Genomic DNA, 18,834 nt, shown 5'->3' with positions numbered 1-18,834 from the left:
GCTCGTCCAGTCGCACGGTCCTTGGATCTGACCAGTTGAAAACGGAGATCATTATGTCGGCCAAAGAAGTTAAGTTCGGCGTCGACGCCCGCGACAGGATGTTGCGCGGTGTTGAAATTCTCAACAATGCGGTTAAGGTCACGCTGGGGCCCAAGGGCCGGAACGTCGTGCTCGACAAGTCGTTCGGCGCTCCCCGCATCACCAAGGACGGCGTCACCGTCGCCAAGGAGATCGAGCTTGAGGACAAGTTCGAGAACATGGGCGCGCAGATGGTGCGAGAAGTTGCCTCCAAATCGGCAGATGCAGCTGGCGATGGCACCACCACCGCGACCGTGCTCGCGGCTGCGATCGTCCGTGAAGGCGCGAAGGCGGTTGCCGCCGGTATGAACCCGATGGACCTGAAGCGCGGTATCGACCTCGCGGTGGAAGCCGTGGTCGCCGATCTCGTGAAGAACTCCAAGAAGGTCACCTCGAACGAGGAGATCGCCCAGGTCGGCACCATCTCGGCCAACGGCGACGCGGAGATCGGCAAGTTCCTCTCCGACGCCATGAAGAAGGTCGGCAACGAGGGCGTCATCACGGTTGAAGAAGCCAAGTCGCTCGAGACCGAACTCGAGGTCGTCGAAGGGATGCAATTCGACCGCGGCTACATCTCGCCGTACTTCGTCACCAACGCCGACAAAATGCGCGCCGAAATGGAAGACGCCTACGTCCTCATCCACGAAAAGAAGCTATCTCAGTTGAATGAACTGCTTCCGCTGCTGGAAGCCGTCGTCCAGAGTGGCAAGCCGCTTGTGATTATCGCGGAAGACGTCGAGGGCGAAGCGCTCGCGACCCTGGTCGTGAACCGCCTCCGCGGCGGTCTGAAGGTCGCGGCCGTGAAGGCTCCGGGCTTCGGCGATCGCCGCAAGGCCATGCTGCAGGACATCGCGATCCTGACCGGCGGCCAGGCGATCTCGGAAGATCTGGGCATCAAGCTCGAGAACGTCACGCTCAACATGCTCGGTCGCGCCAAGAAGGTGATGATCGACAAGGAGAACACCACCATCGTCAGCGGCGCCGGTAAGAAGGCCGACATAGAGGCGCGGGTGGCGCAGATCAAGGCGCAGATCGAGGAGACCTCCTCGGACTATGACCGTGAAAAGCTGCAGGAGCGTCTTGCCAAACTCGCGGGCGGCGTCGCGGTGATCCGCGTCGGCGGCGCGACCGAGGTCGAGGTGAAGGAGCGCAAGGATCGCGTTGATGACGCGATGCATGCGACCCGCGCGGCCGTCGAGGAAGGCATCCTGCCGGGCGGCGGCGTCGCCCTGCTGCGTGCTTCCGAGCATCTCAAGGGGCTGCGCACCAAGAACGATGACCAGAAGACCGGCGTCGAGATCGTGCGCAAGGCGCTGTCTGCGCCGGCCCGCCAGATCGCGATCAACGCTGGCGAGGACGGCTCCGTTATCGTCGGCAAGATCCTGGAGAAGGATCAGTATGGCTACGGCTTTGACTCCCAGTCCGGCGAGTACGGCAACCTGGTCACCAAGGGCATCATCGACCCGACCAAGGTCGTTCGTGTGGCGATTCAGAATGCGGCTTCTGTTGCGGCGCTCCTGATCACTACCGAAGCCATGGTGGCCGAATTGCCAAAGAAGAACGCCGGCGGTGGCGGCATGCCTCAAGGTGGCGGCATGGGTGGTATGGATTTTTAAGTCCTACTCGTTCAGAGCTCAACAATAACGAAGGCCCGGCAGAGATGCTTGGGCCTTTTTTGCAGGAATCAGTAAAAAGCGGCCGCCGAGAAGCGTGATGAATTCTCGCCGTTTCACGGATTTCCGTGAGGACGCCTTGTGCAATATCTCAAAATCAGCACTTTGCATTGCAGCCGGGTGGCGGGTGAGAATTGTTACCAAACCAGTCAGGACTCACCCCACCGTTACTGGATTTTGGGAAGTGCATAGCTCCGCCCTGGTTGGTCGCCCCCGTGATTAGACCGAAGACCGCGATCATCTGGGACGCGGGGATCATGAGTAGCAGGCCGGCTACGATCGAGACATCCGGTGCAATAGCGACCACAGCGAGCAGCGGCATAATAGGGCCGAAGGAGCGCTTGTGTAGGCGACCCATCAGCCAGCCCAGGGTAAAGCGATCTTGCCGGTGCCTCGTCGTGCAGCCGCTGCAGCAGGACCGAGGCAGGCACAAACACCCCTTCATCGGCGGGCATTGTCGGCTTCAGCTGGTCGAGCTCGTTGGGACCCGGTACGCGGGGAAAGGATATTTTGGGAGGCGCCCGGTCGACACAGCCGACCCTGCGAGGGTCAGAGCCGACCCAGAAGTAGCAATACGACGAGGATGACCAGGATGGTACCGATGACCCCCATCCCACCGTGGCCATAGCCGTAGCCGTAGCCGCCGAAGCGGCCGCTGAAGCCACCAAGCAGGAAGATGATGAGGAGGATGATGAGGATAAGTCCGATCGACATTGTCCGACTCCTTTGGTGGGACCTTGTGGATATTGGGTCTCAAGTTTTGTCTGTCTTGCGAGTCGTCGACCTCCTGCAAGAGTCCGCAGGCGACCCCGGATAGGAGGGGCCGATGCAGTTGACCGGATCACAAGGGCGCAGCCGCGCCATCGCGATCCAGTGCGCGCTCGAGCGCGTGTTGAGTGGGAATGGTCTGTGACAGAGGTTGCCACGCCCAAACAGCGTCGCTCGTGCCCTCAATACGGGGCGTAGTATTGGCGGCGATAGGGATACGGGCCGCCGTAGTAATCTGGCGCATAGTAGCCCGGCGCGTAGCCTGGCCCGTAGGCTCCGTAGGCCCCGTAGGCGGCGGCTCCAGCCGCGGCACCCAGGATGCCAAGACCAATTGCGGCCCCCGGAGCGCCGTAGTAGCCGCGACCGCGGTAGTGGCGTCGGTAGTAGACTTCTGTCACTGCGGACGACGAAGCCGCTTCTGTCGGAAGAGTCGTGCTCGGCGAGATCGGAGCTGCCCCCGAAGGCAGCACCGAGGCGAGCGTCGCCGCACCGAAGAGTGCGACCGCAATCGCGTATTTCATTGTCTGCTGGTTCATGGTCGTATCCTCTCGAATTTGGAGCATCTCTAGCGGCAAGTCGATTGCGTGCCGCTGGCCGATAAAGAACCTCGACCCAGGGCGCTCGAGGCGCTGGTGGGGGCGGATCCGAGGATTCGTGGTTCTAGCGAACTCGCAGAGCCGCCTTTGTACTCGCGCCGCGACTTAACCGATTACTTGGCGCAAGTTTTGTCCGCCTTCAAAGCCGCTTCTGCCGAGGCCTTTGTCGTGTGAGCGGCGCCGACAACCTTCATGCTGCCGCCGGCAGCAGGCTGGCTCTCGACGATCTGACACTTCATGGTCGCAGTATCCTGAGCCAGGTAGAACGAGGAGGGCGATTGGCCAACGGTTTTGCCAGTCTCCGCCGCGAACGACGGAGAAGCGAATGCGAGAACAGAGACTGTCGCTAATAGAATTCTTTTCATAGTATCCACCAATTCTTATGCGTCCGGAATCGGACAAAGAATGAACAGGGCAAAGCCGACAAGAGTTCCAGCTATCGCCGATTTGTTTGTTTCGTGTGGATTGACGTGGGTCAGCGACAGCCCTGAAAGTCTGTCGACAGGTTATGCCAATCGCCCAATTCCATTCTGCCTAGCGGCGATCCTTCAGCGGGTGTTGCCGTTAGCGGGAATCATTTGGCTATAGCTGCGCTCCTCGCAAACATTCTCTCAATCATCGATGGATGCCGAGAGCAGGGCGGTGAGAAGTATTGTGCCGCAACGCGGCGCGAGCTCATGGTCAAAATTGCTCATTCAAGAAAATTTAACGAAAGGGAATTTGCCATCAGATTAGGACGGCATCACTGATCGCAATGTCACTCTTTGGCCCAAGCCCCACTGACGAGTAGGCGCAACAGGCGATGCCCATCATGAGCGGGCGCCTGAAGTCCCTTCTAGAAAACGTGAGGGCCTTGAAGCTGAACGACTGATCAGAAAGGTTGCCGAAGGTCCAATGCGTCGATCTATGATGTGACAAGAACTTCTACGGACATCCCGGCGAAGGCGCCGATGCTGCCGACGAAGCTGCCGGACACTGGAATCGTCTGCCGGATGTCGCGCGCGACCGCGACTGGGATCAGATTGAGGCCGCCGAGGCTGCGATTCGTCGGGTCGAAAGTGATCCAGCCGGCGCCCGGTACGAAGACCTCGGCCCACGCATGGGTTGATCCCGCATTGCTCGATCCGACGCTCTGTTGCTCTGGATTGTAAAGATAGCCGGAGACGATCCTGGCTCCGAACCCGAGCATGCGTGCTGCTTCGGTAAACAGCATCGCGAAATCCCGGCATGACCCCCAGCCACGATTTAACGTTTCTACCGGCGTTTGGGTACCCTCATCCTCACGGCTCTGGTACCGGACAGCTTCCGAAACGCCGACGCTCAGGTCCTTTAGCAGCGACAGCGTATCAGTCCGACTTCCTCGAACGAACATTTGTGCCCAACTTCGTAGGACCCCCGCCGTGTCCGAGAACTGGGGGAGAGCCAGGGCGCCGAGATCGGTCCAATCGTCATCAGAATAGCGGAATGGGTAAGACATGGCCGAGACAGCGATATCGAACACCGGCCATGCAACCGCGTCGAGCTGAAGCTCCGCGACGCTGGCGATCACCAGGTTGGAGGCTGTCATCTGAAACGTGGCCGTCGCGATTGCATTGCCAAACACATCGTGCGCCCAGGTCAAGGCCGCATGCGGCGTCACCGTGACGTTGCTCGAAATCAAACGAAGCTCGCGGCTTTCGCGCGGACGAAGCATCAAGCGGTGCGGCAACAGGTGCACGTGTTCGTTGAATCGATAGGTCGTCGTGTGAAGAACCTTCAGCGTAATCAACGCAAGCTCCAATCCGCGGCAGCGTCTGACAGGCCCTTATCCGGTGGTCCCCTCGGGAAGTATGGCCAAGTTGAACGTGCCCATGCAAATGTCAATCCAGACGACCGAAACCCGGGCGGATTTGCGGACGAGGCACCGAGCAAGAACGCTGCGATTCATTCATACGGTCATGTTGACGGGTGTCGAAGTGCAAGCACAACATCAGTTTCGCGGTGCGACAGGATCCGACAAGTGTGACGTGACCGCTGGTCGGAGGGCCGCAAATGATGGACAGCGTCGTGTCGGCATGACAACCCTGGATAGTGAGGCGACTAGGAGGGATCGAACCATGAAGAACCGGCCACCGCTTCCGCAACATTTGAGTCGCCATAGGTATCACGCGCTGCTGGTCCGGCTGCAAATCGAGCTCGTCAAGCTGCAGCGCAGCGTGATTGAGCGCGGCCAGCGAATCCTTGGCATCGTCGAAGGTCGCGACGCCGCCGGCAAGGATGGCACGATCAAGTCGATTGTCGAACATCTAAGCCCGCGTGATACCCGCATCGTAGCGCTGGGGCCGCCGAGCAATCGGGAGCGGTGTTCATGGTACTTCCAGCGTCACGTTTCGCACTTGCCCGCGGCAGGAGAGATCGTGCTGTTCAATCGCAGTTGGTACAACCGTGCTGGAGTTGAGCGTGTCCGTGGTCCGGGCCGGCGACAAGGAACATGCGCGACTTAATATCATTCGCGATGTTCTGTGGCGGCTGCACTATCCCGGAAAGCACCGTCGTCTCCACAGGCCCGATCCGGCGGTCGTTTTTCCTTACTATAAAGCCTGCTATGAGCGCGGCCTGATCGAGGCTTAGGTGGCTTACCTTGATGCCTCAGTTTGCATCGAGCGAAATTCTGTAGCCTGCACTTTCGAGAGCGGCGAGGACGGCTGTTGCGATAGTCTTGCATTCGTTGGGCTCTTTGTAAGTTTTCGGCCACACCGTCCCGTTTCCCGCGTCTGGAAAATCAACGAAAGCTGATTGAATAGCGCGTTCGATGATCCGTTGGAGCTTCTCATCCCGTATCATTGCCTTGTCTCCCGCTCTCGACGATCGTCAATATCGCCAGTTTACCTAGAGCCGTTGCGGCGCGCCACCAATGCGCTCGAGCGCAAAAAACCTGTTTGAAGGAGCAAAACGTATTCTCGTTCCTCCGATCATCAGCGCAGGCGAGCGTAGCTCTCAGCGATTTGCGACGCTCAGGCCAGGCCTCTTTGCGGCTGGCGACGTGGGGGGCGGCGTCTATCGGCAGGCTGTCACGCCGGTCTCGGCTGCATGACGGCACTTGAGGCCACTCGCTTTCTCTTGGCCCAATGTCCTTCCAGCCGGCGCGCTTGTCCTATTGAAGATAGGCTCAACCCTTAAGCAATGTATGGCTGAATTACACAGTAATTTCAATTACATACGAGTTCGCAGTTTTGTTCTGAGTGGCGCGCCATTCAGAACAGTCCAACGAACTCTGACTCAGTACGTCTTCAGCATTGTGAGCTCGCCGGCATCGGCTCGGTTTTTGGCGGCGAGCAAGATCTCCCTCATCTGCTTGATCACCTGCGGTTCTAGGGCTTCGATCTTCGCCGCGATCTGCGGATCAAGAATGCCTTTGCGGCCATACCGCCCTCGAACGTCGCTGGCATGTCCGAGAATGCGGTCGCGCGTGCGTTGTGCGATCGCATCATTGTCGAGCCAATCGGCCATGAGGTGCCGCGTCGAATAGAGGGTAAGGTCCGCGCGATTGAGTTTCAGTTTCGTCTTCACGTACTGCCATGCCTTGCTCAGCGGCTGCGACCAGCGGATCGTACCGTCTTTGCGAGTATAGGCGTCCCATTCCGGGAAGAGCCGTTCCTCTTGCTTGTCCATCAGATCCTGCATTCGATCCAGCAGCCCCAACTCGATGAGAAGCGGATGGATCGGAATGACCCGCCCGGCAGCGTTCGTCTTCAGATTGCGCAGATCCTTCACCGCGACGCGGCCATGGCGAGCATCGAACGGGCGCAAGTCGAAATAGTAGAACTCGCCATCGGTTCGGATATCGGCGCATTTGAGCTGGCCGACCTCGCCGGGCCTCATGCCGGTGAGGATGCAGATCAAGAAACCCCAGTAGATGTGCGATTGCACGAAGTACCGGCCGGGCTGCCAGACGTGCACGCGATTCTTGCAGCCGGTGAAGAGCGGCAGGCGCAACAGCGTCAGCAGCTCGTCATCGTCGAAGGCATCGCGCGGCAGCGGCGCCAAATTTTCGGGATCGATGCACACGAACTTGGGACGCGGTCCGCAGTAATGCTTTTCCGCGATGGCGAAGTCGACGAACTTATAGAGCCCGGCCCAGTACCGGCTCTTGATGGTGGTGGTCGTCACGCGCTCGAGCTGCGACCACTTCGTCTCTTCCGCATATTTGTAGCGCTGGAAAAGCGTCTTCGCGAACCGGCGTGGAATGTTATCGCGATTGGGGATATCCGGCAGCGCCTCGTCGAGTTGCTTCCATTTGGCATCGGTCAGTTCATCCATCCGCGGGTTGTCCAGGAAATCGATGGCGAACTGGATGACGGGTTCAGCTTCTCCGCGGCCCTTCGCGGTGTGTTTCCGCTTGCGGTCCAGCGGTTTGAGAAATTCCGCGAGCACGTCGGACATCCGGCAGGAATTGTCTTCGGCGGCCTCCCCGGTGGGGGCACATACCGCGGGCTCGGAGACCGGCGAGATCGAGCCCACCTTCTGCGCCGGAAGCAACGGAAGCCTTTGGGCGACTGCGTCCTGCACGAGGCGATCGATCATCGCGATGGGATCGAACGGTTGTGCGACCGCCGGGGCGGCGGGCGCCGTCCAGCCTTCCTTGACCGCCTCGGCCGCGTCATGCCGGCCGTTTTCATAGGCACGCCGAACGTTTAGGCGGGCGATCTCGCTTTCGGCCGCCTTGTTCTGGTTGACGAAGTCGACCCAGGTGCTCGGCATCCGAGGGAAACGCTGCGGGTAGGCATAGCCGCGGTCCTGCGCCCGGCCGAGATAGCGCCTGACCTCATGTTCGAACGCGCAGCGCTCGGCCAGCAGCCGCTCGTTCGCCGGCACGCCATGCTCGACATAGGCGTGCAGCCGCGCATCGAGGATGGTCCCCAACGCCTCCAGGTCGGGAGCCGCGATCAGCTCCTGCGCCCATCCGAGATTGTCCATCAGCCGCCGCCTAGCCTCATCAAAATTCCCGGTCCTGAGGCTGACACGAAGGAGGGGGAGCCCAAAGAGCTGAGCGGCCTGTTTCCCCAGCCGAATCTGCAGGAAATAGCGTCCATCGCCGCGCCGGGCGAGGTAGGAAGGACGAGCCACGCGTAGGCCTTTCCGGGGGGCGGGCCGGGTGAGACATTCCCGTGGGATGTAACACCATCAAATCCGCTACCACATTCCGGACAACGTGCTGGAAAAGCTCAGGATTTCGCTTCGGTTTTGGACCTGGCAGCGCGTCCCTCCCCCGCTACCATGCGTACGATTTTCTGCGCCAAACTACGATCTTCTGCGATGCGCTACGCCTGACGGCACGGCTTCGGACGCCGTGATCGCGAAAACTGTATCGTCAGTGGACGAGATACCTCAGTAAGAACCGAACATGCGCGCGCTATCGTCGCATTGACGGCACCCTCTGTTGAACAGCCGGATTGCCGCAGTCTCGCAGCGCCGCAGGCATTCGCCGCTACCGAATAGCGGCTGCGGCATGGCCTGTGTCCTGATCCCGTGCCTGACGAGCCGACCGCTCGCTGTGGCGAGCACGCCGGTCGCGTCGTTCGCAGGGACTGCCAAGTCAACTTCACCCCTCTCGTCGCCTCCAGCCCGCAGTCGCCGCTGCCGCCTCCAAGCAGCTAGCCTTTTGTCACTCGCAAATCTGCCGCGCGATCGCGGGCATTTTTTTGCCCGAAGGCGCTTGCAAACAAACGTGCATTGAAATAATTGTAATACACCACTAAGATATCACAGGGAGAGCACAATTGGACGCCCGTGGGTCTAACCGTGTCGATAGCGATGTGCTCGTCGTCGGAGGGGGAGCCGCAGGAGTTGCGGCCGCTGTAACCGCCGCTCGAAGGGGTCTGAAAGTCACGCTCGTGGAGCGGTATGGCTTTTGCGGCGGCGGCGCTGTGGCCGGGCTGTCGGGCACGGTGTGCGGTCTGTACGAGGCGACCGAAGCGATCAACGCCAAGCCGAAGCAGGTTGTTTTTGGTTTTGCCGACGAATTTTGCCGCCGATTGGAAGCCAAAGGCGGGCTTGGCGATCCGCTGCTCTACGGAAAGACTTGGGCGCGGGTCCACGACCCCTTGGTTTGGCGCGAGGAAGCAGACGCGATGCTGCGGGAAGCCGGAGTACGCGTCGTGTTCCATGCTGTCGCTAGCGACGTGAGCATGGAGGGCGACAGGATCGGGGGGGTGGTCATCTGGACGAAACAAGGACCCCTCGATGCGCGCGCCAAAGTTGTCGTCGATGCGAGCGGAGATGCTGATGTCGTCGCAATGGCCGGCTTGCCCAGCTTCATTGGCGACAACGGCAGGGTTCAGAACCCGACGATGATCTTTCGAATGATGGGTGTCGATGTCGATCGTTTCGTCACAGAATACGGTGCAGACACCATCATGCCGGAAAAGATATCCGACATGATCCGCGCAAAGCACAATGCGGGTGAATACCGGCTGCCGCGCGCCAAAATCTGGCTATTCCCCACCACCCGACCCAACGAGTTGCTGTGTAATTGCACGCGTGTGATCGGGCCGGACGGGCGTGAGCTCAACACGCTTTTCCATCAGGATTTTACCGACGCCGAAATCGAGGGAAGGCTTCAGGCGCGAGAATACGCTCGTTTCTTTCGCGACAATCTCGTGGGATGCGAAGCCGCCTTTCTGAACGATACGGGCGTCCAGGTCGGCGTGCGCCAGACCCGTCAGGTCTCTGGTGTAAAGAGGCTTTCAAACGAAGATGTCGTCAAAGGCGCCAAGTCATCGGACGGCATTGCGGTCTCGCCTTGGCCGATCGAGCTGCACGCGGGCGTCAAGCCTCGCGTCGAGTGGCTGCTGAACGACTACTACGAGGTGCCGTATGGATGCTTCGTGCCGGAGCGCGGGGAGGGGCTGCTGGTTGCCGGCCGCTGCCTCTCGGCCGAGCACGAAGCAGTCGCTTCAGCACGCGTCACGGCTCAGTGCTTCTCCTACGGTCATGCGATCGGTCATGCAGCGGTGATTGCGGTGCGCGACGGAATCGCGCCGAGGCACATTGACGGGCAGCAAGTGAGGGCAGCGGTGAACGCCGACGGCGCGCGCCTCGATTAACAGGATCGTGAACAGATGATCAAGCTGGACAATCAAGGTCCGATCGCCATCGTTACCATCAATCGCGCGGAGCGCCGCAATGCGTTGGGTTCGCAGCTCATGCGGGATCTGAACGCTGCCCTGGCCGATTCAGAGCGCAATGACGCGATCAGCGCAGTTGTGCTGACGGGCGCTCCGCCCGCATTCTGCGCCGGCAGCGACCTCAAGGAGCTGGCAGGCCTCTCTATCGCGGATATGTGCAAGCACGAGGCCGAAACCGCAACGTTCGCGCGCGCGATCGGCTACCGCGCCAAGCCGGTCATCGCGGCCGTCGAAGGATACGCTCTGGGAGGCGGAATGATCCTTGCGGCATCGTGCGACATCGTGGTCGCTGCGTCGAACGCACGATGGCATCTGCCGGAAGCCCCGAACGGCTGGCTGCCGCCGTGGGGGCTTACGGCACTCCTGACTCGGGTCGGCCCGGGTGCGGGCGCGCCGTCTCACGTGGGGCGCGGCATCGATCGACACGATCGAGGCGGCGAGGATCGGCTTGGTCGATGACGTCGCCGAGCCGGGCGCCGCGCTTTCTCTGGCAACGGAGATTGCCATCGGTCTTTCCAAAGTGCCGCCCGAAGCCGTCGCGTCGACGAAGCGCTTCTTCGACCGCTTCATCATGGCGGACGCCGAGCGCCTGGACGAAGTCTCGTCCCGGGAGTTCGCGTCGAACTGCGAAACGCCAAGTTCCCAAAAAACCTTTGAACGCTTTACGGTGAAGTTGTGAATAAAATCGTTGATGCCGCGACGGCAGTTGCATCCATTCAGGACGGATCCTCGGTAGGTTGCGTGGGTGTGATCGGTTGGGTAACGCCCGATACTCTTTTGAAGGCCCTTGGCGACAAATTCCGCAATACAGGCAGCCCGAAAAACTTGACCTTCTACTTCCCGGTCGGGACTGGCGACGCTCAGGGCATCAAGGGCATGGACCACGTAGCGCAGGAAGGATTGATGAAGCGCATGGTGAGCGGTTCATACATCAATCCTGTCGACCCCAAGACGGGAAAGCGACCCGAACTCATGCGTCTCATCCGTGAGAACAGGATCGAAGCCTACTCCTGGCCGATCGGAGCGACGATGCATTGGCTCCGCGAGATAGCTCGTCGCAGCCCAGGTTACATGACCGAAATCGGGATCGGCACCTACATCGATCCCGACAATGGCGGCGGCCGGTTCACGGAAAGAGCACATGACGATCTCGTGAGAAAAATCGAATTCGACGGAAAGCCGTATCTATTTTATCCGGCATGGAAGTTGGACACCGTATTCATCTACGCATCGACCTCAGACGAGTTCGGAAATCTATCTTTCGAGAATGAGGCGCTTGTGTCTTCGAATATAGCGCTGGTGCTGGCAGCCAAGGCCCATGGCGGCCGCGTTGTGGCGCAAGTGCGGCGAGCCGTGCCTCACGGCCAGAGAGCCGCATCCGAGGTCCGGATTCCAGGCATGTTTGTCGATGCAGTCGTCGTCGACCCCAAGATGATGATGACGACCGACGTCGAGTTCGACCCGGCCTACTTCGGCGGTGAGCGCAGGGCGCTGTCTCAACTCCCTCCGATCCCGTCGTCCGCCGACAAGGTCGTCGCATCGCGGGCAGCGAAGGAAGTGCGGAAACGCGAACTTTCCATTTTTGGCTTCGGAGCGGCGGCCGATGTGCCGCTCGTCATGGCGGAGCAGGGGCTGCTTCACGGCGACGAGCTCAAGGACTATTGGTTTACCACCGAGCACGGATCCTACGGCGGGATTGTCATGTCTGGATGGCAGTTTTCCGCGAATCTGAATCCCGATGCTATCCTCGACGGCGTCTATCAGTTCGACGCCATTGATGGAGGGTTGTGCAACTTTGCGGCACTCGCCTTCGCTCAGTTCGACCAGCGCGGCCGAGTCAACGTATCGAAGTTCGGCGCCGCCAATCCGGGCGCGGGCGGCTTTATCGACATCGCGCAAAGCGCCAAGCGTCTGGTCTTTACCGGAACCTTCACCACTGGTGGGCTCGATGTCGGTTTCGACGGCGGGAAACTCAGCATCGTCAAGGAAGGTAAGGTTCGCAAGTTCGCGAAGCAGGTGGAGCACATCACTTACGCGGTTACCGACGGCGTCAAGCGCGGCCAAACCGCCCTGGTGATCACCGAGCGAGCGGTATTCGAAGTTGCTCCGGAGGGACTGGTGCTGACGGAAGTGGCGCCAGGTATCGACGTTCGGCGCGATGTGCTCGAGCAGATGGAGTTCGCCCCCTGGCAAGTCGCAGACGAACTGAAGCTGATGGATGCAAGCTTCTTCGTCGATCCCGGTCAGACAAGCGCGGTTCGGGGACAAGCCGGTTAAGAAGTTCCCCGGTCTCGACGAGACCGGGAATTCCGATCATCTGCCCGACCCGACGCTGATCTCGAATATCTGTCGTGTGTAATTTTCGATCTGCTCCATCAGAGCGGTAACGGCAACGAGTGCACCTTGCTCGTCATGCCGCGAAACCGCGCGTGCTCGCGCCGCATGAAGGACGCCCATTGCGCCGAGGTTCTGCAGGTCGCTTTCGTACCTGTAGTAGAATCTCCGCGACATCGCGTGAAGCGGCGAGATTGAGCGGGTTGCGAATGGGTTGCCGGCAGCCGCCGCGATAAGACCGTTCGCCTTAAAGACCTCACGCAAGTATTTTTCGAGGTTGCCGTGCTTGCCCGCGCCTTCGATTTCGTCGGCAGCAGCGAGAAGGCGCTCTCGGTCGCTTGCAAGGATGCGGCGAGCCGCCCTTATCGAAATGAAAATCTCGAGTTCGCGCCGCAGCTCGATCGCCAACAACTGCTCATGAACATTTATCTCGGTGATCATCAAGCCGTGCCGGGGCAAAATGGTCACGAGACGGTCCGCCTGAAGGCGCTTCACCGCTTCGCGCACCGGTGTGCGGCCGATGCCGATCTCCTCTGCCAATCCCTCCTCAGACCAGTGACTGCCGGGCGGCAGCTGCAGTGTCACGATCATCTCCTCGAGCCGTCGGTGAGCCGTGTCGGCCTGAGACTCGGGAGGGGAAAGTACTCCGACCTTTTTCGCCATTGGACGCCAAGCTCTTAGCGCGCGCAAGGCGCGATGTGGGTGTCTCTTACGAATATCCTCGCTGCGACGTTCGGGACAAGCGCAGCACGAGCGCATCTCACACAATGCGCACACCTAAATCGACCCCTCCCGGGGCTGAGCGGCCATCATCCGGGAAAACGCAATGATGTGTTGACGAAACTTTTGTAAGATATTACTAGTACAACACAAGCGCAACGACGCCGAGGGAGGATATTCATGTCTTGCTGGAAAGGGGCCCTGATTGCCGGGGGCATCGCTTCCGGACTGCTTTTCGGACCGGCGGCCAAGGCCGAAGATGTCGTCAAGATCGGGCAGATCGAGGCCCTGACCGGCGCAACCGCTACCTACGGCTGGATGTCGGCGCAGGGTACCAAGGTTGCGGTCGAGGAAATCAACGCGAAGGGCGGCTTCAAGGTCGGCGACAGGACTTACAAGCTCGAACTGCAGCAGGTCGATACGCGCGGCGAGCCCCGCGAGGCGACCGTACAGTTCCGCAAGATGATGGAAGAAAAAGTCCACTTCGTCTTCGGGCCGTTTCTGACCAATGTCTTCAACGCCATCGAGCCGATAGCCAATCAGAACAACGGCAAGTTCCTGCTGTTCGCCGGCGCGACGTCGGCACACGCAGCGCTTGGCAAGCCCGATCATGACTATCTGCTGCGAACCTGGAACTGGGACGCGGGGTCAGCGGGTTTCGGCAAGCTGATGGTGGACTATTTGAAGAAGCTCAATACCAGGAAGGTGGCGATGCTTTTCCAGAACGACGCCTTCGGCAAGACCGCCGTCGATATCTATAGCGCGCTGTTCAAGGATGCCGGAATTGAACTGCAGGTCGAATTGTTCGAGCCCGGCACGAAGGACTTCAGCGCGGTGCTCGCGAAGCTCGCGGCCGGCAAGCCGGACATTCTCTTCCCGGGTTATTCGGATGCCGTCCTCTACGATATCGTGAGGCAGTCGACCGAATCCGGTTTCGGCAATCGCTTCTTTCTCGTTCGTGGCTCCATCGGGCCGGCGCTGAAGAACAAGGACGCGATCGAAGACTATATCGCATACGTTCCGAAGTACTTCGAGGGTGCCGAGAAGACCGAGCCGAAGGTCCGTGCCTTTATCGAAAGCTATCAGAAGCTGTTCAAGCGCGAATTTCCCTACGATCAAGCACCGCTCTGCTCCTCATCTTGTTACGACCATGTCTACATGCTCGTGGAGGCCATGCAGAAGGCAGGCACCGTCGACGACGTGGCAAAGATCCGTGCTGCCCTGATGAGCATGACCCACGAGGGCATGTGGAGAATCAAATACGACAAGACCGGAGAGGCCGTGTTCGGGTTCGATGTCGTCCACGTGCGCAAGGGTGGTGCCATCGAGAGAGTGCCTTACGACCCGACCAAAGAGTAAGGCTCGTTCGTCGCGCTCCGGCGGAGCCGGAGCGCTCTCTCTCCACTCGGGAAGGCGTCACGAAATGCGCTTCCCGCGGACCTTCGATCAATGACGCAGCTAGTCATCGGACAATTGCTGAATGGCGTAATCGTGGGTACGCTCTACGGCATCATAGCGCTGGGCGTAACGCTCACATTCGGCCTGACCGGCGTGGTGAATTTCGCGCTCGGCGCGTTCATGATGCTTGGCGCCTACGCGACCTGGTATCTCTACGACGTCGTGGGTTTCCCGTACCCCGTGGCCGTCATTGGTGCCGTCGCGGTCGTGAGCATCTTCGGCTACGTTTCGGATCTTGCCCTGTTTCGTTTCACTCGCGGCAACCTGGTCAACGGTCTGCTGGTGTCGATCGGCATGATTTCGGTCTTCGAGGCCTTGGTCCTTGCGGCCTTCACGACCACGCCCAAAGATCTGACTTACGTGCTTCCTGGCGCCCTCAAGGTAGCCGGCATCGTTCTGCCGAAGATCAAGGTCGCGGTCGCCGCGGTATTCCTGGCTGTGATCCTCGGCACATATCTCGCCTTGACGCGGACGTGGTTGGGGCGCGCGGCATTCGCCTACGCACAGAATCCCGAAGCCGCAGCTCTTATGGGCATCCGCACGGGAAGGCTCCAGACGATCGTCGTGGTCTATTCGACGGCGCTGGCGGGTCTCGGTGGAGGTCTGTACGCGAGCATGTATTCGATCGAGCCAACGATCGGATCGGCTTACGTTCTCAAGGCGGTCGAGGCCGCCATTCTCGCCGGCGTCGGCAGCGTGCTCGGCGCATTGGGCGGCGGTATCATTCTCGGCATCAGCGAGAACATCGGATCGGTGTTTTTTTCGTCGGCTTTCAGGGACGCTTACGGTCTCGTATTCCTCATCTTGATCCTTCTCGTCCGTCCGGGCGGCCTGTTTGGAGATCGGTCGTGAAGTACGCAATTTCAGTCGGGCTGCTGCTCGCTCTTGCCGTTCCGGCCTTCGTTCACAGCGACTCGGTGCTCGCCATTGCGATCTACGGCTTCATGGCGGCGTCGCTGGCGGTCAGTTTCAATTTGATCTTCGGATTCACCGGCCAGCTCTCCATGTTTCACGCCGCGTCCTTCGGCGTTTCCGCCTACGTGGTCACCATCCTGGTGACTACGTTCGGCTGGAACTTCTGGCTGGCGATCGCCCCCGCACTGGCCATTGTCGTGATCCTGTCTCTTATCGTCGGAACGATCTGCTTCCGCTTCAAGCTCAAAGAGTTCTATTTCGCCGTCGTCACCCTGGCATTTTCCGAAGTGCTGCGTTTGATCACATTGAACTGGAACAGCGTCACGAACGGCTCACTCGGCATTACGATCGTCGATACGCCGAAGATCTGGACGCCATCTGGCACGTTTGCGATTGCGGGCGGGGTTGCTTGGTACTACCTGACGCTGGCTCTGCTGGTGGTCGTATACGGTGTGTGCAGCCGTGTCCTGAAGTCCTGGATCGGACGTTGTCTTGCCGCCATCCGACTGAACGACCAGTTGGGCGAAACGCTGGGCATCGACGTCTTCAAGTACAAGTTGCTCGGCTTCGCAATCGGCAGTGGCCTTGCCGGGCTGGTTGGCGCTTTCTACGGCTTCTACGCAGGGTTCGTCGAGCCGCATTTCCTCTCGATCTCGCTCGGACTCGACATCATCGCGATGGTCCTGCTGGGAGGCGTCAATTCCCTGATCGGCCCCGTTGTCGGCGCCCTCGTGCTTACGGCCTTGCCGCACGTGATCGAGCTCAGCGCCGAGCTTCGCATCGCTCTGTACGGCTCCATCCTCATCTTCGTGATCCTGGCGATGCCGAAGGGTATCGTCGGCCTACTTACGAGCAGAAAACATGCTGCTTGACGTAAAAAGCCTCACCAAGCGCTTCGGCGGCCTCACCGCCGTGTCCAACGTAGCGTTCGGCATCGAGCGTGGGGAAATCATCGGGATATTTGGACCCAACGGCTCCGGAAAGACCACGACTCTGAGTCTGATCGCCGGGATCCTGAAGCCAACCAGCGGCGTGATTCTCTGGAAAGGGAACGATATCAGCACCCTGTCGCCGTTCGAGGTCGCTCAGCAAGGGTTGGTCAAGACCTTTCAGAATCCGCAGCTCTTTCCAGAGCTGACGGTCGTCGAACACATGCGCATCGCATGTCACCTGCACGTCAAGCGCGAGCTGGGAATCGGTCGCTTGCGGACGCTGATCGGAGGCATGCCCGTCGGTTTGGATCGTCTGCTGGAGCAGAAGATCGACCAAGTCCTCGCGCTTTGCCGGCTCTCCAGCCAGAGGAACGAACAAGCCGCTGCGCTGTCCTATGGTGGCGAGAAGATGCTCGGCGTTGCAATGGGTATGCTTTGCGAGCCAGAGCTTCTGCTCCTTGATGAACCGGCCTCCGGCCTAGGTCATGAGGAGATCGCGAATCTCGACGCGGTTCTCAGGGACCTCAAATCCCACGGCGTCACGCTGTGCATTATCGACCACAAGGTCGGCTTTCTGGGCCGGCTTGCGGACCGTTCGATCGCGCTCCACCACGGCGCGGTCATTGCCTCCGGAAAGACCTCCGACGTTCTCGCCGACGAATCCGTTGTCGCGGCCTACCTGGGCAAAAAGCATGCTTGATGTATCGAACCTCAGCGTCAGTTACGGCAAGCAGAAGGTTATCAGGGAGGTATCCTTCAAGCTGGAGAAGGGCGAAGTGGTCACTTTGATCGGTCCTAATGCCGCCGGCAAATCGACGACGCTGCGAACACTAGCGGGGTTGAAGACGTCCGATCGCGGCACGATCCATCTCGCTGGAAAAGACATCACGGAATCCTCCACCGTAGACCGTGTGAGGGCCGGCCTCGTTCTCGTGCCGGAGGGACGCCAGATATTCACCAAGCTCTCGGTCCAGGAAAACCTGATCATCGGCGCCTATCACCGAGCCGATCGCGATCACGCAGGCGCCGACCTGGAGCGAATATTCTCGATGTTTCCGCGTCTCCGCGAGCGACGGGATCAGAAAGCGGGCTCGATGTCGGGCGGAGAGCAGCAGATGCTTGCGATCGGACGAGGGCTGATGTCTCGACCCACGCTGATGCTGCTGGATGAGCCGACCCTCGGTCTTGCACCGATCATTATCGAGGAACTGGGGCGGATCGTGCGAAATCTCGCGCACGAAGGACTGACGATCCTCCTCGCCGAGCAAAACGCCATGATGGCCCTGGGCTGTGCTGACCGCGCCTACGTGCTGCAATCCGGTCGGATCGTGACCTCGGGAAATGCGAAGGAATTGTCCGAAACGACGGAAGTCAAGCAGATGTATCTGAGCGCATAACCCAATGCAGTGCCAGGTGGAGCCGAATGAGTAACGAAGAGACGACGGTAAGCGTCGAGAAACGTAACGGCGTCGCGATCATCACGTTACAGCGGTCGGCCCGGCGGAATTCAATGGACCGATCTCTTGTCGACGGAGTTAAAGCCGCTTTGTTGGAGCTCGATCGCAACGACGACGTGGGCGCCATCGTTCTAGCGGGTACCGCTCCGGGGTTTTGCGCCGGAAGCGATTTGAAGTTCATCAGCCGACTCGAGCTCGAAGCAATGGGACGGTTCGAGCAAGAGTGCGGCGATCTTGGCCGTTTGCTGGGATATTTGGCAAAGCCCGTCGTCGCGGCTGTCGAGAAGTTCGCAATTGGAGGAGGACTGACGCTGGCGACCTCTTGCGATGTGGTCGTAGCGGGGCGTTCGTCGCTCTTTAGTCTTCCGGAGGTGCCCCACGGTTGGCTGACCCCATGGGGAATCAGGTCCTTGGTCGCCCGTGTCGGGCTCGTCAAGGCGCGCCTTCTCTGCTTTTGTCTCGAAGCGCTCAACTCCGAGGATGCGCGCGCCATCGGCATCGTCGACTACTGCTGCGATGACGGCGAAGCGCTGACGAGAGCGATTGCGATTGCGGAAAAGCTCGCGCAACTACCACGTCCCGCTGTTCGCGCGACGAAGCGCTTCTTCTCGAACTACCTCATGGAAGACGCTGAAACGATGGATTTCGAAGCAAATCGTCTATTTCTCGAGAACTGCCGGGAGACGTCCGCTCAAGCGACGCTCGAGAAATTCAGACATCGCTAAACTACATCCGGC

The 18,834-nt window shown here is 59.9% G+C and carries 17 protein-coding genes and 1 pseudogene; 12 read left to right on the top strand and 6 right to left on the bottom strand.

Features of this window, described 5'->3' with window-relative positions; translation table 11 throughout:
* Positions 1 to 53 precede the first annotated feature (53 nt).
* Positions 54 to 1,694 (top strand): chaperonin GroEL, encoded by a 1,641-nt coding sequence (groL, locus tag ACVWYP_RS39440; protein WP_028338372.1) that lies wholly within the window; start codon positions 54 to 56, stop codon positions 1,692 to 1,694.
* A 154-nt stretch (positions 1,695 to 1,848) separates the two neighbouring features.
* On the opposite strand, the gene ACVWYP_RS39435 is transcribed toward groL, so the two are convergent.
* The 4 genes from ACVWYP_RS39435 to ACVWYP_RS39420 form a co-directional block, all read right to left on the bottom strand.
* Positions 1,849 to 2,196, bottom strand: coding sequence for an exopolysaccharide biosynthesis protein (locus ACVWYP_RS39435; RefSeq protein ID WP_155258320.1), 348 nt, complete (start codon positions 2,194 to 2,196; stop codon positions 1,849 to 1,851).
* 104 nt (positions 2,197 to 2,300) lie between these two features.
* Complete coding sequence (locus ACVWYP_RS39430; protein WP_018646276.1) at positions 2,301 to 2,465, bottom strand: DUF3309 family protein; 165 nt, start codon at positions 2,463 to 2,465, stop codon at positions 2,301 to 2,303.
* A gap of 236 nt (positions 2,466 to 2,701) precedes the next feature.
* Positions 2,702 to 3,055 carry a hypothetical protein gene (locus ACVWYP_RS39425; RefSeq protein ID WP_245288602.1) on the bottom strand — a complete coding sequence of 118 codons (354 nt, stop codon included), beginning with the start codon at positions 3,053 to 3,055 and terminating at the stop codon, positions 2,702 to 2,704.
* A 964-nt stretch (positions 3,056 to 4,019) separates the two neighbouring features.
* On the bottom strand, positions 4,020 to 4,883 hold the full coding sequence (locus ACVWYP_RS39420; RefSeq protein WP_018646273.1) for a transglutaminase family protein: 864 nt from the start codon (positions 4,881 to 4,883) through the stop codon (positions 4,020 to 4,022).
* Positions 4,884 to 5,211: 328 nt separating this feature from the next.
* Between ACVWYP_RS39420 and ACVWYP_RS39415 the strand changes: the two are divergent.
* Positions 5,212 to 5,565 (top strand): annotated as a pseudogene (locus ACVWYP_RS39415) (polyphosphate kinase 2); the annotation flags it as partial.
* 808 nt (positions 5,566 to 6,373) lie between these two features.
* On the opposite strand, the gene ACVWYP_RS39410 reads toward ACVWYP_RS39415, so the two are convergent.
* Positions 6,374 to 8,071, bottom strand: coding sequence for a site-specific integrase (locus ACVWYP_RS39410; protein ID WP_304497098.1), 1,698 nt, complete (start codon positions 8,069 to 8,071; stop codon positions 6,374 to 6,376).
* A gap of 839 nt (positions 8,072 to 8,910) precedes the next feature.
* Between ACVWYP_RS39410 and ACVWYP_RS39405 the strand changes: the two genes are divergently transcribed.
* Genes ACVWYP_RS39405 through ACVWYP_RS39390 form a run of 4 tightly spaced genes read left to right on the top strand, consistent with a single transcriptional unit; the run spans position 8,911 to position 12,558 of the window.
* Positions 8,911 to 10,200, top strand: a complete 1,290-nt coding sequence (locus tag ACVWYP_RS39405; RefSeq protein ID WP_304500393.1) for an FAD-dependent oxidoreductase — start codon at positions 8,911 to 8,913, stop codon at positions 10,198 to 10,200.
* A 15-nt stretch (positions 10,201 to 10,215) separates the two neighbouring features.
* On the top strand, positions 10,216 to 10,740 hold the full coding sequence (locus tag ACVWYP_RS39400) for an enoyl-CoA hydratase/isomerase family protein (protein WP_456684285.1): 525 nt from the start codon (positions 10,216 to 10,218) through the stop codon (positions 10,738 to 10,740).
* A complete protein-coding gene (locus ACVWYP_RS39395) occupies positions 10,730 to 10,960 on the top strand; it encodes a hypothetical protein (RefSeq protein WP_456684284.1) in 231 nt (76 codons plus the stop codon). The genes ACVWYP_RS39400 and ACVWYP_RS39395 overlap by 11 nt, the downstream gene beginning before the upstream one ends.
* The gene (locus ACVWYP_RS39390; RefSeq protein WP_304497096.1) at positions 10,957 to 12,558 is read left to right on the top strand and encodes an acyl CoA:acetate/3-ketoacid CoA transferase; all 1,602 of its coding nucleotides are present in this window, start codon (positions 10,957 to 10,959) and stop codon (positions 12,556 to 12,558) included. The genes ACVWYP_RS39395 and ACVWYP_RS39390 overlap by 4 nt, the downstream gene beginning before the upstream one ends.
* Before the next feature lie 36 nt (positions 12,559 to 12,594).
* Here ACVWYP_RS39390 and ACVWYP_RS39385 read toward each other — a convergent pair whose 3' ends face one another.
* A complete protein-coding gene (locus ACVWYP_RS39385) occupies positions 12,595 to 13,278 on the bottom strand; it encodes a GntR family transcriptional regulator (RefSeq protein ID WP_453945872.1) in 684 nt (227 codons plus the stop codon).
* Positions 13,279 to 13,515: 237 nt separating this feature from the next.
* Between ACVWYP_RS39385 and ACVWYP_RS39380 the strand changes: the two genes are divergently transcribed.
* The 6 genes from ACVWYP_RS39380 to ACVWYP_RS39355 all read left to right on the top strand — a co-directional run bounded on the left by ACVWYP_RS39380 (position 13,516) and on the right by ACVWYP_RS39355 (position 18,822).
* Positions 13,516 to 14,694 carry an ABC transporter substrate-binding protein gene (locus tag ACVWYP_RS39380; RefSeq protein WP_304497095.1) on the top strand — a complete coding sequence of 393 codons (1,179 nt, stop codon included), beginning with the start codon at positions 13,516 to 13,518 and terminating at the stop codon, positions 14,692 to 14,694.
* Between the two features lie 90 nt (positions 14,695 to 14,784).
* Positions 14,785 to 15,645, top strand: coding sequence for a branched-chain amino acid ABC transporter permease (locus tag ACVWYP_RS39375; RefSeq protein ID WP_304497094.1), 861 nt, complete (start codon positions 14,785 to 14,787; stop codon positions 15,643 to 15,645).
* Positions 15,642 to 16,580 (top strand): branched-chain amino acid ABC transporter permease, encoded by a 939-nt coding sequence (locus ACVWYP_RS39370; protein ID WP_304497093.1) that lies wholly within the window; start codon positions 15,642 to 15,644, stop codon positions 16,578 to 16,580. Before ACVWYP_RS39375 ends, ACVWYP_RS39370 begins: the two co-directional genes overlap by 4 nt.
* The gene (locus tag ACVWYP_RS39365) at positions 16,570 to 17,340 is read left to right on the top strand and encodes an ABC transporter ATP-binding protein (protein WP_304497092.1); all 771 of its coding nucleotides are present in this window, start codon (positions 16,570 to 16,572) and stop codon (positions 17,338 to 17,340) included. The genes ACVWYP_RS39370 and ACVWYP_RS39365 overlap by 11 nt, the downstream gene beginning before the upstream one ends.
* Positions 17,333 to 18,037: an ABC transporter ATP-binding protein gene (locus tag ACVWYP_RS39360; protein ID WP_304497091.1), complete on the top strand. Its 705-nt coding sequence runs from the start codon at positions 17,333 to 17,335 to the stop codon at positions 18,035 to 18,037. The genes ACVWYP_RS39365 and ACVWYP_RS39360 overlap by 8 nt, the downstream gene beginning before the upstream one ends.
* A 26-nt stretch (positions 18,038 to 18,063) precedes the next feature.
* The gene (locus ACVWYP_RS39355) at positions 18,064 to 18,822 is read left to right on the top strand and encodes an enoyl-CoA hydratase/isomerase family protein (protein ID WP_304497090.1); all 759 of its coding nucleotides are present in this window, start codon (positions 18,064 to 18,066) and stop codon (positions 18,820 to 18,822) included.
* The last annotated feature ends 12 nt before the right edge of the window (positions 18,823 to 18,834 follow it).

The organism is Bradyrhizobium sp. USDA 3262 (genome assembly GCF_054060035.1).
The sequence above is the reverse complement of the archived record's forward strand: the minus strand, read 5'-3'. Positions and strand labels throughout refer to the sequence as shown.